Annotated in this window: 19 protein-coding genes and 1 tRNA gene; 11 read left to right on the top strand and 9 right to left on the bottom strand. The window is 66.3% G+C overall.

The window, feature by feature from the left end:
* Positions 1-164: 164 nt before the first annotated feature.
* Together AC57BR_RS22390 and AC57BR_RS22385 are read right to left on the bottom strand one after the other, a co-directional pair.
* Complete coding sequence (locus tag AC57BR_RS22390; RefSeq protein ID WP_496364573.1) at positions 165-617, bottom strand: NUDIX hydrolase; 453 nt, start codon at positions 615-617, stop codon at positions 165-167.
* Positions 618-702: 85 nt separating this feature from the next.
* Positions 703-1,578: an N-acetylglucosamine kinase gene (locus AC57BR_RS22385; protein ID WP_496365207.1), complete on the bottom strand. Its 876-nt coding sequence runs from the start codon at positions 1,576-1,578 to the stop codon at positions 703-705.
* Positions 1,579-1,725: 147 nt separating this feature from the next.
* Here AC57BR_RS22385 and AC57BR_RS22380 point away from each other — a divergent pair, with 147 nt between their 5' ends.
* Positions 1,726-2,754, top strand: a complete 1,029-nt coding sequence (locus AC57BR_RS22380; RefSeq protein WP_496364571.1) for a nitronate monooxygenase — start codon at positions 1,726-1,728, stop codon at positions 2,752-2,754.
* A 169-nt stretch (positions 2,755-2,923) separates the two neighbouring features.
* Positions 2,924-3,337 carry a nuclear transport factor 2 family protein gene (locus AC57BR_RS22375; protein WP_496364569.1) on the top strand — a complete coding sequence of 138 codons (414 nt, stop codon included), beginning with the start codon at positions 2,924-2,926 and terminating at the stop codon, positions 3,335-3,337.
* A gap of 50 nt (positions 3,338-3,387) precedes the next feature.
* Here AC57BR_RS22375 and AC57BR_RS22370 read toward each other — a convergent pair whose 3' ends face one another.
* A complete protein-coding gene (locus AC57BR_RS22370) occupies positions 3,388-4,374 on the bottom strand; it encodes a LysR substrate-binding domain-containing protein (RefSeq protein ID WP_496364567.1) in 987 nt (328 codons plus the stop codon).
* A gap of 273 nt (positions 4,375-4,647) precedes the next feature.
* On the opposite strand from AC57BR_RS22370, the gene AC57BR_RS22365 reads away from it, so the two are divergent.
* Together AC57BR_RS22365 and AC57BR_RS22360 are read left to right on the top strand one after the other, a co-directional pair.
* Positions 4,648-5,829: an MFS transporter gene (locus AC57BR_RS22365; RefSeq protein WP_496364565.1), complete on the top strand. Its 1,182-nt coding sequence runs from the start codon at positions 4,648-4,650 to the stop codon at positions 5,827-5,829.
* A gap of 118 nt (positions 5,830-5,947) precedes the next feature.
* Positions 5,948-6,457 carry an Lrp/AsnC family transcriptional regulator gene (locus AC57BR_RS22360; protein WP_003805226.1) on the top strand — a complete coding sequence of 170 codons (510 nt, stop codon included), beginning with the start codon at positions 5,948-5,950 and terminating at the stop codon, positions 6,455-6,457.
* 68 nt (positions 6,458-6,525) lie between these two features.
* Here AC57BR_RS22360 and AC57BR_RS22355 read toward each other — a convergent pair whose 3' ends face one another.
* The 3 genes from AC57BR_RS22355 to AC57BR_RS22345 form a co-directional block, all read right to left on the bottom strand.
* Positions 6,526-6,762, bottom strand: coding sequence for a 2-nitropropane dioxygenase (locus AC57BR_RS22355; protein ID WP_496364563.1), 237 nt, complete (start codon positions 6,760-6,762; stop codon positions 6,526-6,528).
* Positions 6,759-7,478: an ArsR/SmtB family transcription factor gene (locus tag AC57BR_RS22350; protein WP_496364561.1), complete on the bottom strand. Its 720-nt coding sequence runs from the start codon at positions 7,476-7,478 to the stop codon at positions 6,759-6,761. Before AC57BR_RS22350 ends, AC57BR_RS22355 begins: the two co-directional genes overlap by 4 nt.
* A gap of 113 nt (positions 7,479-7,591) precedes the next feature.
* Positions 7,592-8,827, bottom strand: coding sequence for an MFS transporter (locus AC57BR_RS22345; RefSeq protein ID WP_496364559.1), 1,236 nt, complete (start codon positions 8,825-8,827; stop codon positions 7,592-7,594).
* A gap of 173 nt (positions 8,828-9,000) precedes the next feature.
* On the opposite strand from AC57BR_RS22345, the gene AC57BR_RS22340 reads away from it, so the two are divergent.
* The 6 genes from AC57BR_RS22340 (at position 9,001) to AC57BR_RS22315 (ending at position 12,809) form a co-directional block, all read left to right on the top strand.
* The gene (locus AC57BR_RS22340; protein ID WP_496364557.1) at positions 9,001-9,501 is read left to right on the top strand and encodes an Lrp/AsnC family transcriptional regulator; all 501 of its coding nucleotides are present in this window, start codon (positions 9,001-9,003) and stop codon (positions 9,499-9,501) included.
* Positions 9,502-9,510: 9 nt separating this feature from the next.
* Positions 9,511-9,936, top strand: a complete 426-nt coding sequence (locus tag AC57BR_RS22335) for a DUF1761 domain-containing protein (RefSeq protein ID WP_496364555.1) — start codon at positions 9,511-9,513, stop codon at positions 9,934-9,936.
* Positions 9,937-10,019: 83 nt separating this feature from the next.
* Positions 10,020-11,015 (top strand): magnesium/cobalt transporter CorA, encoded by a 996-nt coding sequence (gene corA, locus AC57BR_RS22330; protein ID WP_496364553.1) that lies wholly within the window; start codon positions 10,020-10,022, stop codon positions 11,013-11,015.
* Positions 11,015-11,521: an AFG1/ZapE family ATPase gene (zapE, locus tag AC57BR_RS22325; protein WP_496364551.1), complete on the top strand. Its 507-nt coding sequence runs from the start codon at positions 11,015-11,017 to the stop codon at positions 11,519-11,521. Before corA ends, zapE begins: the two co-directional genes overlap by 1 nt.
* Positions 11,522-11,596: 75 nt before the next feature.
* Positions 11,597-11,938, top strand: a complete 342-nt coding sequence (locus tag AC57BR_RS22320; protein WP_003805240.1) for a hypothetical protein — start codon at positions 11,597-11,599, stop codon at positions 11,936-11,938.
* A gap of 469 nt (positions 11,939-12,407) precedes the next feature.
* Entirely contained in the window at positions 12,408-12,809 is a 402-nt protein-coding gene (locus AC57BR_RS22315) for an Hpt domain-containing protein (RefSeq protein ID WP_496364548.1), read from the top strand.
* Between the two features lie 26 nt (positions 12,810-12,835).
* Here AC57BR_RS22315 and AC57BR_RS22310 read toward each other — a convergent pair whose 3' ends face one another.
* Positions 12,836-13,393 (bottom strand): class I SAM-dependent methyltransferase, encoded by a 558-nt coding sequence (locus tag AC57BR_RS22310; RefSeq protein WP_496365206.1) that lies wholly within the window; start codon positions 13,391-13,393, stop codon positions 12,836-12,838.
* Between the two features lie 580 nt (positions 13,394-13,973).
* Here AC57BR_RS22310 and AC57BR_RS22305 point away from each other — a divergent pair.
* Positions 13,974-14,996, top strand: a complete 1,023-nt coding sequence (locus AC57BR_RS22305) for a hypothetical protein (RefSeq protein WP_496364546.1) — start codon at positions 13,974-13,976, stop codon at positions 14,994-14,996.
* A 195-nt stretch (positions 14,997-15,191) separates the two neighbouring features.
* Here the strand turns inward: AC57BR_RS22305 and AC57BR_RS22300 are convergent.
* Together AC57BR_RS22300 and AC57BR_RS22295 are read right to left on the bottom strand one after the other, a co-directional pair.
* Positions 15,192-15,264: transfer RNA gene (locus AC57BR_RS22300), tRNA-Ala, on the bottom strand.
* 124 nt (positions 15,265-15,388) lie between these two features.
* Positions 15,389-16,378 (bottom strand): hypothetical protein, encoded by a 990-nt coding sequence (locus AC57BR_RS22295; protein ID WP_496364544.1) that lies wholly within the window; start codon positions 16,376-16,378, stop codon positions 15,389-15,391.
* Positions 16,379-16,415: the final 37 nt, after the last annotated feature.

Raw genomic sequence — 16,415 nt, 5'->3', positions numbered from 1 at the left:
TCGACAGGGCGCGGAGCGCGCACGAATTCTGCAATCATCAGGTCCACCTCCCCCGTGCGAAGTTCAAGCCAGACTGGCCGCCGCCGGACAGAATGTCCGGGGACTCCCCCAGAATAGCCAGCGGGGCGCCTGCTGGCTAGAGAAACCAGGCTGGGACCGAAAACTCAATCCAGTTTGCCGTTGACCGGCCGCTCCCGGAACAGCCGCAGCGCGGCGTCGACCAGGGACACCCTGTTGAGCGAACCGACGTCGTGAAGCGGTATCCACGCGGCGTGCGTGGTGGTGCCGTTCTCTTCGTGGGTGAGCTCCCCGCCCGTCACCCTCGCCTCATAAACCAGGCGGAGCGCCTGGAAGTCGCGGTCCGCCCCGTCCAGCCGCGAACCCGCCGGCCAGTGCCCGACGTCGATCCCGAGCATCGCGCCGATTTCGGCGTGGTAGCCCGTCTCCTCGAAGACCTCACGGATACAACCGTCCACCGGGTGCTCGGCCAGGTCCAGCCCGCCGCCGGGCAGCGTCCAGCCTTCCTTGCCGTCCTGCTTCCAGTACGCCAGGAGGATGGCGCTGTCGCGGATGATCACCGCGTAGGCGGCGGGGCGGGTGTCGAAGAGAACGGTCATGGCTCCAGCGTAGCGCCGCGCTATCCGCCGGACGGGTGGGCCACACCTGTCCGTTCGCGCTCAGTAGCCTGTCCCGGAATGGCTGTCAGGGCTGGTTTCGGACCAGCAGCGGGACACCGAAAACGGGGTCCTGCTCCAGGATCCGCACGTCACGGACTCCCGCCACGGCCAAGTGCTGCCGGAAAGATTCCTGGAGCCGGACAACGTTCATGCCCAGGCCGCTGCCCAGAATGACCGGCCCGTCCAGCCTCAGCTGCCGGAGGACCTGGGCAGCCATGTCCGCCAGGTCCTTGCCCGCCTGGTCGATCAGGTCCCGGCTTACGCTGTGGCCGGCGTCGGCCGCCTCCACCACGAGCCGGGCCTGCTGCGCCCAGAAGCGGCGTCCGGTATCCGGTGAGTGGAAGAGCGCGATCAGCTTATTCGGGTCATCGGCGTTGCATGAGTCCAGCAGCGCCCTGGTCAGCTCATCCGGTTCCTGACCCTGGTTCATGCGCCGCAGGCTGTGCCGGACGGCCTCCCTGCCCAGCCAGTAACCGCTGCCTTCGTCGCCCAGGAGGTAGCCCCAGCCGCCGGCCCGCGCCTCGTCGCCGTCCCCGTTCGCGCCCCAGGCCGCCGATCCTGTACCCGCAATGACTGCCACGCCGGTGCTGGCGCCGCCTGCCGCGAGCAGGAGCCGGGAGTCGTGGACGACGGTAATCCGGGCCCCCGGGGCGTGCGGCTCGATGAGGGCGGCCAGGGCGGCGGCATCCTCATCGGTGTCGATCCCGCCGGCGCCGGCGTAGACCTGCGCCACCGGTCCCCGGCCGATTTTGGCGAAAAGCTCCGTGAGGTGCGCGGCGGCTTCCGCACGGCTGACGTTCTGGACGTTGGCGCTTCCCACGCTCTGGTCGGCTACCGGTTCCCCGTGCTCGAAGCGGACGCCCCGCGTCTTGGTGCCGCCGATGTCGAGGCCGATCACCACGTCGGTGGGCTGGGCGGCGCCTGCCGGGACTGTGCTGGACGAAACAGCATTGGACGGGACTGGGCTGGACGGGGCAGGGGCCGCACCGGATAGGTTGTCAGAGTTAGTCACCTGAACAGAGTACTGATTAGCCCCAAGGAGCCGGCCATGCCCCACGCCGAAATTGATACCCGCATCATTGCAGCACCCATGGCAGGCGGGACGTCCACGCCGGGCTTCGTCTCTGCCATCCACCGCGCCGGAGGACTGGGCTTTCTCGCCGCCGGATACAAGAGTGCGGACGCGGTCAGCGCTGAGATCCGCGCCTGCCGGGACGCCGGCGTCCGGTTCGGCGTCAACGTTTTTGTGCCGGACCATGCACAGCTGAACCCTTCCCCCGATGCCGTGGCAAGGCTGGAGGAGTACCGGAGCAGCCTTGGCCGGGACGCCGGGCGCTACGGCGTGATCGTGCCGCCTCTGGTGCTGGACGACGACGACGCCTGGCAGGCGAAGATCGACCTGCTGCTGCAGCATCCCGTTGAACTGGTCAGCTTCGCATTCGGGCTGCCCGATTCCGCAGTTCTCGAGGCGCTCCGGAAAGCCGGGTCAACCGTCGTCGCCACGGTCACCAGCCGCGCCGAGGCCGAGCTGGCGGCGGACCGCGGAGCCGATGCCCTCGTCGTCCAGCACAGCAGCGCCGGCGCCCACTCCGGCGCGTTCCTGCCCGGAACTAAATCTGGCGGCATGCCGCCCTCGACGGCTGACCTGGTCCGGGACGTGGCGGCCGCCGTCGACCTTCCGCTGATCGCGGCCGGCGCGGTGTCGGACGCCGCCGCCGTCAGGTCGGTCATTGCCGCTGGGGCGGTTGCCGCGCAGGTGGGAACGGCGCTGCTGCGGACGGACGAAAGCGGCGCGCGGCAGCTGCACAAGGACGCCCTCGGCGATGACCGCTTCACCGAAACAACACCCACCCGGGCGTTCACCGGCCGCTACGCGCGGGCACTCGTCAATGACTTTGTCCGCGACCACGGGGACGCCCCTGAGGGCTACCCCGCCATCCACCATCTGACAGCTCCTATCCGCGCGGCAGCAGCGGCCGCCGGTGACCAGGAGCGGCTGAACCTCTGGGCAGGAATGGGCTGGCGCTCAGCCAGGACGGGACCCGTGGCCGAGGCAGTGGCCGCGCTCCTGGAATAGCTGCTATTCAGGCGGGTCGATTACTTTGCGAGTGCCGGGGTTGACCATACTGCACCATGCAGCGGCGGCGGCGCTGCGGCATGAAATTGCTAAACCGGGGCCGTCTTGAACCTGATCCACGGCCGGGTCTAATGTGGCACCGATCGAGAGGACTCCGAAGGATGGTCCCATGCGGGAAGTAGTAGACAAGTTGACGGCCGCTCTGAACGCCCACGACCTCGAAGCGGCCGCGGCGCTTTTTCACGAGAACTACCGCAGCGAGCAACCCGCCCACCCCGGCCGGGCCTTTGTTGGCCGTGCACAAATGCAGGCCAACTGGAAAGCGATGTTCGCGGGGATTCCCGATTTCCGGGCGGAGCTGATCCGTTCCGTGGATGACGGCGACACGACATGGAGCGAGTGGTCCTGGTCAGGAAGTCGCGTTGACGGCCAGGACTTTCAGGTCCGCGGAGTGACACTCTTTGAGATCAATGACGGCCAGATCACTGCCGGCAGGCTTTACGTGGAGGACGTCGAGCATGTAGATGTAGGCATCCAGGAAGCTGTAGAGCGCTTGTCGGGACGGCGGCCGAAGCTCGATTAGCCGCCGGACAAGTCGGCCGGCTGAACAGCCTCCCGGGACCCGTCCGCCTGTCACGCGCCCGACCGCGCCCGTACCAGCCCAGCCAGCAGCCCGGGCCCCTCGTCCAACACCAGGCCCCGGAAGAGGCGCAGAGCGTCCGGTTCGCTCTCACGGCCGCCGCGGCGCTCGCGCCAGGCCAGACCGATCTCGCGGTATGCCAGTTCCGATTCCAGCGCAATTTCGACCCAGCCCAGGTCGCCGGTGGCCGCCGTGACGCCGCGGCCCGGGCCGCTGCCGCCCTCCGGGGGAAGGATGCTGACTCCCAGCCCTGCAGACACCAGGCCACGCGCGGTGTGTGAATCCTGGCTTTCAAAGGCAATCCGCGGCCTGAAGCCGGCCTCCCTGAACAGGGCGTCGGCAAGCGACCGCAGCCCGTAGCCGGAACCGAGCGCAACGAACGGGTCCTTCCGGATCTCACCCACAGCCACCGACTTCCGGTCAGCCAGCGGGTGCCGGTGGTGCACCACCAGCCGAAGCGGTTCCCGGTACAGGGCGGCAGAGCCGATGGTCCTGCCGGCGGGTGCCACGGGTGCGGTCAGGGCGAGATCGGCGGTGCCGGAGGAGAGTTCCGCCAGGCAGCTGTCGCGGGAGCCCTGGCTGAGGTCGAACTCCGTCTGCGGATAACGGCTCCGGAACGCACTGATGAGCAGCGGCAGCGTCGCCTCGCCGAACGTGTGCTGGAAGGTTACCGCGATCCGGCCGCGCACCACCTCCGACTCGTGCCGGACGACGTCAAGACCGGCGCGGAACTCGGCGAGCGCCGATTCCACATAGGGCAGCAGCGTCATGGCAGCAGCCGTCAGCCGCACTCCCCTGCCGTCCCTGACCAGCAGGTCGGTTCCTACCACGGCACTCGCGCGCGCCAGCGCACGGCTGACCGTCGACTGCGGCACGCCAAGCAGCTCGGCGGTTTCCGTGATGTGCTGTGTCCGCCCAAGCTCCGCCAGCAGCGGCAGAACCGGCAGCAGCTGCACCAGCTGCCTGTGCTCGATATCCACGGTTCTCCTCCGTCAATCAATCCGTTCAAGCATGAATTATCAAAGAATCATGCATTGGATGCTAGGTCAGCATAGATCTACGCTGAAGGCATGCCAATGCCCCACCATCACGCCCCCGGAATCCAGCCGAGCCCTTCCCGGCCTGCGCCGGCAGCCCGGCCTGCGCCGGCAGCGGGGGCGGGGCAGGCAGCGGGGCCTGCGCCGGTTACTCGGACAGCCGAGTGGAACGGGCACCCGAAGGGTTCACAAGCCTACGGAAGGATCCTGGCCGGCTTGGCGTTTGCCGGGGTAGCCACCTTCGCCCAGCTCTATTCCACCCAGGCAGTGCTCCCCGTCTTGGCCGCCGAGCTTCGGGTGAGCGCCGCAGAAGCCGCGCTGACCATTTCACTGGCCACCGTAGGCCTCGCCGTCACTGTCATCCCCTGGTCGTTCCTCGCAGACCGGATCGGGCGGGTGAAGGCCATGACCTGGGGAATCTGCCTGGCCACGGCACTCGGACTGCTGGTGCCTCTGGCCACGTCCTTCCCCGTCCTGCTGGGCCTCCGGATGCTGGAGGGCATGGCCCTGGGCGGCATCCCTGCCATCGCCATCGCCTACCTCAACGAGGAGATCGACCGGGCACACGCTGCCGTGGCAGCCGGCAGCTATGTCGCCGGCACCACGCTGGGCGGCCTGGCCGGCAGGCTTGTGGCCGGGCCGGCGGGGGAACTGTGGGGGTGGCGCGCCGCCGCGCTCGCGGTCTCCATCCTGGCCACCGTGGCTGCCGCGCTCTTCTTGGTCCTGATTCCCAAGGCCCGCGGCTTCAGCCCAGCCCGGGGTATTGGCCTCCGCGGTGCGGCAAGGACCCTGTCCGGGCACCTGGCCAACCCGAGGCTGCTGGCACTATACGTGCAGGCCTTCCTGCTGATGGGCGGCTTCGTGGCCGTCTACAACTATCTCGGGTTCCGGCTCTCCGGCGAACCGTTCAGCCTTCCGGCCACGCTCATCAGCCTCATCTTCCTGGCATATTTGTCGGGCACTGTGACCTCACGCTGGGCGGGGGCCCTGACGCAGCGCTTTGGCCGGCGGACGGTGCTGCTGGCCGGCATTGCGGTAATGGCGGCAGGCCTGGCCCTCACCCTCACCCAGGTGCTGGTGCTGATACTCGCCGGCCTCATCATCTTCACCGGCGGTTTCTTCGCGGCCCACAGCATCGGCGCGGGCTGGACCGGAGCCATCGCCCAGTCAGGCCGGGCACAGGCAGCATCGCTGTACAACCTCGCGTACTACCTCGGCTCCAGCATCCTCGGCTGGGCCGGAGGACTGGTGTTCCAGTCCCTCGGCTGGCCGGCGCTGGCGGCCGCCGTCATCGTCCTGGGATGCACGACGGCGGTGGTCACCGCCGTCGTGCATCCCTCGTCCGGACGCCAGCGGCGGCAGCACCAGCCGGACAAGGCGAGCCTGCAGCATCCCTGAATAATTCGCCGCCGAACCGGGCTGAAAACCTGCAGATGTTCGGAACTGCGGCCTGCCTGTGAATGTCTTGGCGACATTGGCGCCGCTAAGATGAACGGAGAACACTTCAGGAGGATCCGTGAGCAGCAACCCGAAGAATATTCGGCCGCCGGCGGGGCACGAGCCGCTGGACGCCATCGATGAGCGGCTGCTGGCGGCCCTGGTGGACGATGCCCGGATATCCAACAAGCAGCTCGCCGAGCTGGTGGGCATCGCTCCCTCCACCGCCCTCATGCGCACCCGCGCTCTTTCTGACCGGGGCATCATCCAGGGGTTTGAGGCGAAACTGAGCCTTTCCGCGATTGGCCGGTCAGTGCAGGCCCTGATCGCCGTCCGGCTCCGCGCCCACGACCGGGAGCAGATCGACCGGTTCACCTCCCGCGTACCCAAGCTGCCCGCCGTGCTGTCCACCTTCCACACATCCGGTTCGGTCGACTATCTGCTGCACATCGCCGTCGCCACCACCGAGGACCTGCGGGACTGGGTTCTGGACAACCTTGCCACCGACCCCGTGGTGGGCCACACCGAAACCACGCTGGTGTTCGACCACATGCAGGGCAACCACGGACCGCTGCCGGAACAGGACTGACCAGGGGGCGGGACTGACAACCGACCCGGGACAACCGGCCCTGCGCCGAACGAACCGCCCCGGCGCTATCAGTGGCGGGGAAGCAGCAGGCCCGAGTGGGCTGCCCCGAGGGCATCTCCGCGCAGCAGGTTCAACTCGTCGCGGCGCCGAGCGGCATCCCGCTGCTGCCGGACGGTTTCCTCCGGAACAGCCCGGCGCCGCTCCGCCCATTCCACCAGGCCGGCGCCGATGCGGACGGCCACGGCTTCCAGGACGGAGGCCCGGCGGTAGCCGGTGACGGACTGGTTGACCGATAGAGCACTCATGGCTCTTTCCTTTCGGGGCTCGTTGACTGTTTTGTGCTGATGGATTCCGTTTGGGCGGGGTTCTGAGTCTTGCGCTGGCCGCGGGTGCCTGCGGACGCGGGGACCCCGAGGATGGGGAAGGCGTTGAAGTGGATCTGGACCGGCCGGGCACCTTCCTGGTCCCCCTCGCCGCGGATCTCCTCCAGCAGCCGGTAGGAGAAGGCCTCCATGGCCCGCGTGTAGGCGCCCAGCTGCTCTTGGTTCATCCGCACATTGGCGGTGCTTACGGTTGCCGCTTCAAGCCAGTCGCGGTCCAGGGTGTCCGCCCCGTGCGCCATGAAATCGGCGAGCACGGCCTGGCGGCGGAGCTCGAACTCCCGGTTCACCAGCCGCGACGCTTCCTGGGTGGCGGGCGAACTGGCAAGCTCAGGCGAGGACACCTCGATGGCGCCGCGCGGCCGCTCCCACCACCGTTCGCGTGCAGTGCCCTTGCCCTCCACCTCCCGCACGAAGTCGTGCTTGGCCAGCTGGCGCAGGTGATAGCTCGTGGAGCCGCTGGACTCCCCCAGCAGCTCGCCGAGGCTGCACGCCGTCTGCGCGCCGTAGCGGGAAAGCATTTCCAGAATCTGGACCCGCAGCGGGTGCGCAAGGGCCTTAAGGGAGGCCGGGTCCATCTTCCGGACGGGGAACGGCAGATCCTGCACGTCGGGGGTTTCAGGGTTCGCCTTGGTGGCCATACGGCAAGGCTACTCTTGCAAAGATTTCTTTGCAACGATTATTTTGCAATCAGTTCTTTGCAACCGTTTCTTTGCAAGAACAGCGCGTACGACGGCGGTTCGTCCGGCCGCTGCTACCGGCGGAGACTGCGGCGCCAGGTGATCGCCGCCAGGAGCCCTGCCGCGCAGGCGCAGGCCGTTACAAATCCGGCGACGGCCGCGTCGATCCCGTAGGCCGCCGTCGCGAGCCCCAGCCCCACCACCGGGACGGCACTTCCGAGGTAGGTGATCACATAAACGGTGCTGATGATCTGTGCGTGCCGGGACGCCTCCACCTTCCCCGCCACGTCGTTGAAAACGGTCCGGAAGGCGACGCCCTGGCCGGCGCCTGCAGCCACGCTTGCCGCGACCAGCAGCCACGGGTTGCCTGCGGCAGCGGCTGCCGCGATGAGCGCCACCGCGCCGCCCAGTACAGCCAGCCCCACAGGCACAGCGAACCTGCTCCGGACGGCGATCAACTGGCTCAGGGCGGACGATCCCAGGGTCAGCCCGGCCAGCAGGCCGATCAGGGGCCGCGAATCGGTGCCAAGGATCTTCGCGAAGTAGCCCGGCGCGAGGGACAGGCAGAAGCCGAAGACGGCAAAGCTAAGGAAACCGACAGCGGCCGCCAGCCAGAACGCACCCCGGGCCTCGCGGGACACCGTGGGCCGGCGCGGCGCAAGCGCCTTCAGCGGGCGGGGGCCGGCCGCAGGCTTGATGGCAGGACGGGCTCGCAGCAGGTACAGCGGGACCAGCAGGGCGGCCAAGACGAGCGAATGGATGAGGTACGGCGTGGTGGTGGAGCCGGGCAGGAGGGAGAGGATCCCTCCGATCGCGGGGCCCGCCGCCACTCCCCCGGCCGAGGCCAGCAGGGTGAAACGGGAGGCCCACTCCGGGCGCTCCGGCAGCAGTTCACGCAGTGCGGCCGAGCTGGCCCCGGTGGCCAGGGCGACGGCGACGCCCTGGAGCGCCCGGCCGCCGCACAGCCCGGCAAGGCTATCCGCGTTCGCAAAGACCAAGCCACCCGCGAGCCCCGTCAGCACGGCAAGGAGGAGGGCCGCACGGCGCCCGATGTGGTCGGACCAGTGCCCCGCGAGCATGAGCGTGGCCACGAGCGCCAGGACGTAGGCGGCGAACGCGACGGTGATGCCCAGGGAACCGATGCCCAGCCTCACCTGCAGCAGCGGATACAGCGGGGTCGCCAGGTTTGCACCCACCAGGAGCGTGAAAATGACGACTCCGGCCATGGCCAGCCGTGCGGTGGTGGACGCATCCCAGCCCCAGCGGGTGGCCGCAGCCGGACGCATTCGAAGTTCGCTAAAGACGGTCATGCCCGTGCCCTTGCCTGTGTGTCCTCGGAACCTGCCCCTTGTGGGGGCTGCTCGCGCGGATGGAATTTTGATATCTAAAGAATGCGTCAGAAGTGCGTACCCGTGCGTCGATCTGTGGGAATATTGAGCAAAACCATCAATCTTTGGCCGGATTCATGAACCGGAGTGACGATTTGAACACCTTGGACCCCACGGATCTGAAGATCCTGCTCGAGCTGATCCGCGACCCCCGCATCCAGATCGGCGAGCTGAGCGAAAAACTCGGTATTGCGCGGAACACTGCCCAGTCCCGCGTGCGCCGGATGCTGCGCTCTGGCATCCTGCACGACGGCGGCCGCGAGATCGACCTCGAAGCGGTGGGATACGACGTCGTCGCGTTTGTGACGATTGAAGTGACGCACCGGGAGCTCGACGGCGTGATCGCCGCTTTGCGGCTGATTCCCCAGGTCCTCGAAGTGCACGAGATCTCCGGCCGGGGCGACGTCTGGTGCCGGGTGGTGGCCACGGACACGCAGAACCTCCAGGGCGCGCTGCGTTCGATTCTTCGCATTAAGGGCGTGATCCGCACCGAAACCGTGCTGGCACTCCACACGCACATCCCATACCGGACCGAGCCGCTGATCAGCCGCCTCGTTCAATCGTCTCCGGGGCCCGCGCCCGTCTGGCCGGAATAGGATTCGAGGATGGATTGGCTCTCTTACTTCTTTCAGGTCAACTGGCTTGCGGTGCTTCTTGCCTTCGTCGCGAGCATGGCCATCGGTTTCGTCTGGTACCTTCCCGCCGTGCTCGGCAGGCGGTGGATGGAGGCCGTGGGCAAGACGGAAGAGGACCTGAGGAACACTGATGGCGGCGCCGGTATCTGGGTTCCCATGATGGCAGCTGCAGCCCTGACAGCCATTCTCCTGGCAGTACTGATCAGCAAGCTCGGACTCGACAGCGCGCTGGCCGGCGGATCGTTCGCTTTTGTGCTGGCGATGGTATTCCGCGTAGGCGGGCATGTAATCCACAACGGTTTCGCCGGACGTCCCGCCGCGGTGACGCTCATCGACTCCGGCCACGATGTCCTCGCTGTGACAGCCGCCGGAGTCATCATCGGCGCAATGTCCTGACCCAATTACGCGATGTCCTGACCCAACGCGATGTCCTGACCCAACGCGATGTCCTGACCCAATTAGACGGAGACCTGAACACTGTGACCATCATCGACAACGCCGTCTACGTCGACGGGGTCCGCACCGCCGAACCCGAAAACCTGGAACAGACGTTTGAAACACTTGGCAGCCACGGCGGGATGGCCTGGATCGGCCTGTACCGTCCCTCGAAAGCCGAGATGGCCGCCGTCGCGGAGGAGTTTGGGCTCCACGACCTGGCCGTCGAGGACGCCATCTCTGCCCACCAACGGCCAAAGCTGGAGCCCTACGGGGACAGCCTTTTCACTGTTCTGAGGCCGGCCCGGTACCGCGATGACACCGAAACCGTGGAATTCGGCGAGCTCCATATCTTCGTTGGACCGAACTTCGTGGTGACCGTCCGGCATGCCGAGATGTCCGGCGTCGGACAGGTACGCCGCCGCCTGGAGTCCCGGCCGGATCTCCTCCGCCACGGACCGCCGGCGGTACTCTACGCACTGCTGGACCAGGTGGTGGACGACTACGCCCCGGTGGTTGCCGGTCTGGAAAACGACATTGACGAAATCGAAGACCAACTGTTTTCCGGTGATTCCGCAGTGTCCCGCCGCATCTATGAACTCGCCCGCGAGGTCATCCAGTTCCAGCGGGCCATCCATCCGCTGCCGGCCATGATGCAGCAGCTCAACCAAGGATTTGACGACTTTGCTGCCGACGCTGAGCTCCAGCACAATCTCCGGGACGTGGAGGACCACGTGGAACGGGTGATTTCGCGGGCCGATTCATTCCGTGACCTCCTTCAGAACGCGCTGACCCTGGACGGCACGCTTACCGCCAACCGGCAGAACGAGGCGAGCGCGCAGCAGAACGAACAGGTAAAAAAGATCTCGTCCTGGGCGGCTATCTTCTTCGCCCCGTCGTTCGTGGCGGGCGTCTACGGCATGAACTTTGACCATATGCCGGAGCTGCATTGGGCGTACGGCTATCCCATGGCGATACTGCTGATGGCTGCCACAGCCGCGCTGATGTATCTCATCTTCAAGCGGAAGGGCTGGCTCTGATGGCCGGTTTTCACCGGGGCCTTGTCATCACGCCCGGCACGGAGCGGCAATTGGGGGCCTGCGGGCTGTTCAGGCCTTCCCAATCCCAGCGGGACCTAGTGTCCCTGCCCACCGGTCCGCTGTCAGTCAAAGGCGCCGACCCGGACATGCTTTGGGCCAGCTTTGCCGAGCTGTGCGGGGGGAATTGGTCGACCGCGGACTATCTTCTGCTGGCCGAGGCGTTCCCGGCCTGGGTGGTGGACGGCATACCTTCACCTTCTGCAGAGTCCGCTGCCAGCCCGGCTGACTGGCAGCGGTTCCTGGCTTTGCTGGACGTCCTCCACGAGCGTGACATCACTCCGTTCCTCATTGCGCCGGGCCTGTTTGGCGGCCCCTTTGCTGCACCCGACGGCGGCGCTCCTGAGGAACTGGCCGCCGTCCTGTCACGCATCGGAGAGCGGATCTCCGGGCTCCGCAGGATCGAGTCGGACGAACAGTTGGCGGATGAGCAGTCTGGCGGCTGCTAGCAACAGCCGTAACCCTGCCGTCCCGAGCCGGTTGCGTCTGCTTACAATCGATTGACATCAACTACTGAGGGAATCATGAAGAAACTCACCACCGCTCTGCTTGCCGCCGGGTTCGTCCTCTCCGCTTCCGCCTGCGCTGCACCGCAGCTCACCACCGCACAAACCTGCGACCGGATCAGGACGGTTGTCTCGAATCCCACGAACTCCGTGGGCAAGACCGGCATGACCCGCCTGGCCAACCAGATCCGTCCCATCGAGGCAGTGTCCTCGGACGAGCTGCGGCCCGCGCTGCAGGCCATCCTGGAATACACGGACGAGTCCGCCAAGGAAACCCCGGATGAGGCGAAGCTCACCGAGCTGAAGACCGGCTACGAGCAGGCCGGCAGCACGTACAGCAGGTTCTGCGGCGGACAGTAAGCCCGCGTCTCTTACACCTCGGGCGGCCACGGGCGGAGGACTCCTCATGCCCGTGGCCGCCTTTCGCGTTGGCAAGCAAGAGCGCCCCTGCACGGTGGCGAGGCCGAATCCGGCTATGCCACGCTTTCCTGACGCCGCTGCCCCAAACTTGGGAAAACCTTGGGACTGCAGCGTCTACCCCCTCACCTGGGGGGCAAAAACGAAGTCTGACTCTCAGGTAGCTCCGGCGTTTCATAGCGTCCGGGCCGCAGACTGTTCCTGTCCCTGAAGCCGAAGGTAGCCGCGAACCGTCGCTTCAGAACTGCCGGGTCCGGAACGCATTCCCCCCATGTACTCCGGACCCGGCGGACAATTACCTCACGAACTCTTGATCCGAACCTGCGATGACAGTGTCTGGTTCTTGAGCTGTGTCCCGGACCATTTCATTGAGAATCGCAGGACGGCGTGGACAACTGGATGAGGTGGCTGCATGGCGGAGGACCCGGACGCGGGCCAGGACCTTCCGGTACTGGATGACGGCGCGCTGCAGGACCTCACGGAGGAAGCCGGGGAGGACGCGGCGCAGCAGTTTATGGAGGAGTATCTGGTGATGCTCCCCGTGCGGGCTGCCAAGATCTTCAAGGGCCTCACCCGGGGCGATGCAGACACGACCCTGGAGGCTATCATCAGCCTGCGGGTCAGCTCCGGGATGGCTGGCGCGCAGCGCCTTGAGGCATACTGCCGCAGTCTTGAGAGCGCGCTGAAGCACGGCCACAGCCCGGATATGACGGCAGTGAAGGCAGTGCTGTTCGCCAACATCCGGCAGGTAGTCCGGGAAGCATCCAGGCGCGGACATCTGCCGCCCAAATCCCATGGAACTTCGGGCTCATGAGCTGCAGCCGCGCAGCGTCTCCCCGCCTACACGGATTTCGTTGCAGTGTCACTGATGCCACGGTCCTCCTCCAACCCTTTTGAAAGCGCGGGACCGACTGCCTTCCGCCGAGCGATGATTCCTGTGTGAGAACGCGTCCCTGGGTCGGACCGTTTCCAGACGTCCGTCACGTCGAAGCCGGCCCGGGCAAGCCGGCCGGCGATCGCCTCTGCGGACAAAAAGTAGGCTGTCGTGACAGCGTGGGGAAAGGGCTCGCCGTCGGGTCCCTCGAAGAACCCCAGAAGCAGTGTCCCGCCGGGCGCGATGCAACGTCCGAACTCGCCCAGGGCGGGCCCGAGATCAGTGAGCGCAAGGTGGATGAGGGAGTACCAAGCCAGGACTCCTCCGAGTTGGCCGTCCGGAACTCCGAGGTCGGAGAACGATGCGACGCGGAAGGGAACGTCCGGAAACCGTGTCCTGGCATGTTCGACAAATGAGGGCACGAGGTCAACGCCTTGGACGTCAGCCCCGTGGCTCCCCAGGAAGGCAGTCCAGTGTCCGGGGCCGCAGCCGGCGTCGATGACGGTGCCGGGTTCCCTACAAATTTTCTTGATCCAGTATTGATCAGTTGCCGATGTGCCCTTGAGTCACCTGGAGGAGAGTGTTCTCAGCAGGAGCCCTACCCAGCCAGGAATCCGGAATGAACTCCGGCGGGAGCGAAGGAGACCAGCATTGACAGTCCGGCCAGCGACCAGCAGCACCAACGCGTTCTCCGAAGACAAGCCCATGGCTACATTCCCGACCGACAGCAAAACGCCGTCGTCGGGCATACCGGCGGAAGCTCCGGCTTCCCAGCAGCGGGAGCTGAGCCTCCCTGAGGTCTTCCCCTTATATCCGTTCGTCTGACCATACGTCCTGAAGCGGTGTGGGGGGCCGGCGGCGGAGCGCAAGCTGCGTTGTCCGGGTCACTCACCTGCACTTCACCTCAATGTTCATCGGGGACACACCCCTTTTCGAGGGGGCCACCGAGACGGGCTCCAAGGTTTTTCCAAGGTACATCCAAGATTCGTCCAGTGAGCGGTCGGAGGCATTCCTCGCCGAAGGTATAGGTCATAGCCTGTCGAGGACTGGCGGGACGAACTCAACGGATGAGGCCTGCGGTGCCCGGCCAGCGAGGAGGATCTGATGAACATGACTACGGCCAGACCCGGCTTGAAGTTCCGAGCAGCGGCAGCAGCTGTCGCACTGGCAGCTTCCGCCGTCGGCTTTATCGCCCTCTCGGAACCGGCTCAGGCGGCATCCTCGAAGGGATGCGCCGGCGGCGGATTCAAGGTTTTGGGCCAGTCCGGTGAATTCGACGGGGCCGTCGCGACGCCGGCAAGCCGCTTCCTGGTCCAGGGCAGATACGTCCGGTTTGAAGTCGACCCGGTCAACTTCGCGATCCACAACTACGCGTTCACCGGCGCGGCCAACGAACTCGACATCACCGGGGGCCGGGTGACACCGGTGTTCGAAAGCAAGATCCCGGACCACCGCGGACTGGTCCTGAACAGTGCCGTCACACTGGACCTGAAAGACACCGACGTGGAGCTGTCCCGGACCGGGACCGGCGGGCTGTCGATGAAGATCCAGGCCAAGGATTGCGCCTCCGGCGGGATCTTCCAGATGGAACCCGGACGCGGCGACGGCACCGCAACCCGCATCGTGCACCGGTTGTCGGCGGGAGCCTTCTATTTTGACAACCCCAACTTCCGCGCGAAGCTTGGCCAGTTCCTCGGGTCAGCCTGCACCAGTGTCCAGACCGGACCGCCCAGCCAGTTCTGCGTCCAGGCCCGGCCCCGGGTGAACATCGGCAACGACGTCTCGGCCAAGTTCGTGGTCCGTGACAGCGCACAGGTCGCCAACCGCGTCCGCCAGGGAGCATGCGGACCGGACTTCACCAACACCCTCGGCCTTCCTGAAACCCGCGACCACTGCGGCGGCATGTCCATCTGGGACGTCGCCAGCGGCGGAAGGATGGGCATGGTCACCGGCGAGGATGCAGTCGAACTGGCCAACTCCCCCACCGACTGTGCCCAGGACTGCCAGGCCCAAAACCAGGTCCGAGGCCGTCTTGCCGTCCTCGGGTTCCCGTACCCCGTCCCCGCAGGCAGCCGACTCACGCCCCGCACCTCAACTGACGGACTCACCGCACCGCTGACCGCCTGACCTGCCCCGGCCACGTGGGCTGCCGGCTCCCAGCGCCTGCGGGAGCCGGCAGACGTCCGTGGCTCTTCTCGTCGGCGGATCCGCCTCTCGCTGGCGTTTACCTCTAGCGGAAATGAAAAACACCCCGGTCCGAAGACCGGGGTGTAGCCGATGAACGACATCCTCCATGAAGGATATCCCGCCTCATCAAATTTGTGGAGCTAAGGGGATTCGAACCCCTGACCTCTTCGATGCGAACGAAGCGCTCTACCAACTGAGCTATAACCCCGTGGCGCCGTTTCACGGAGGAAGTCCAACGCCGGTTTCCCTAGGCTACAAATTTTCTTGCCGGTTTGCCAACCAGACCTCAAATGTCGCGTGTCCGTGGCGCTGTTAGTGCGGTGGATGCCCGGCTACGCGCGGCGGCGCTGCAGGACGTCATCAAGGTTGCTCAGCGCGCTCTGGGCCTTGGTCAGCGGCTTGGCGGGCGCGGCATTCGGGGAGGCTGCAGGAGGTGCCGCGGCCGGACCCTGCTTCAGTGAAGGCTTGCCCTGGGACTTCGGAGCCTCGGGCAACGCCAGCGGCTCCGGTGCCGGACGCTCGGCCTTGGCCGCTTCAACGTATGTCGGCTTGGGAACTTCCACGGGATCCCAACTGGAATCAGGAGACGCCGCCGGGCCCTGCACAGGGGCTGCGGCGCTTTCGTCGCCCGCCGCAAGCGCAACGGCCAGGGCTGCCTCGCGCAGTTCTACTGCTGTGAGCGGCTTGGGCTTCGGCACTTCGGCCTCGGCATCAAAGAGGGCACTTTCCCGGGGCTTCACGGACTCCGGGGCGGGTGCCGCCTCCGCTGGCTTCTCGGCGGAGGACATCCGGTCTTGTGTCCGTTCGGAGGGCGAGCCCATGGCCGCCCTGAAGGCGGCGCTGACTTTCCTGCGCCGGTCACGGACAGCGAGCCGCCGCAAGACCACGACGGCGGCAGCGCCGGCCAGGAACGCCACAGCCGGAACCCAGGGGTTGCCGATGCCAAACAGCCGCAGGACTCCGGCCACTATCGCCGTCAGGAAGGACAGTAAGCCAACGAAAGCGATTGCCGTCCGTCCGTAGCGGATCCGAAAGGCACCGGTCCCGTTGGCGGCAGGCCAATTGCCGGACGGAGCCGGGGTGAGGCCTGTTGCTGGTTCGCTGCTCTTCCTGGTGTCCATGCGTTTCTCCTGCTGGGCGGTCATATACACGACCGTCCCGGCTTGCGGGTTTGCAGTTGCGGCGTCGACGTTTTCCAACGTCAGGTCACCGGCAGCCTGGAACTGATGCCGGCCGTTGCGGAGCACGTAAGGGGCAACCCAAACGATCCAGAGCGCAACAGCAGCCACAAGGATGACTGAGCTGCTAAGGGGGAAGTCCACACACAAAACCGTATGAGGAATATGGGGGCTGTTGTGG

It is taken from the genome of Arthrobacter sp. BGA-UO-ETr-C19, from assembly GCF_059568005.1.
Note: the sequence above shows the minus strand (reverse complement) of the source record. Positions and strands in the feature narration are given on the sequence as shown.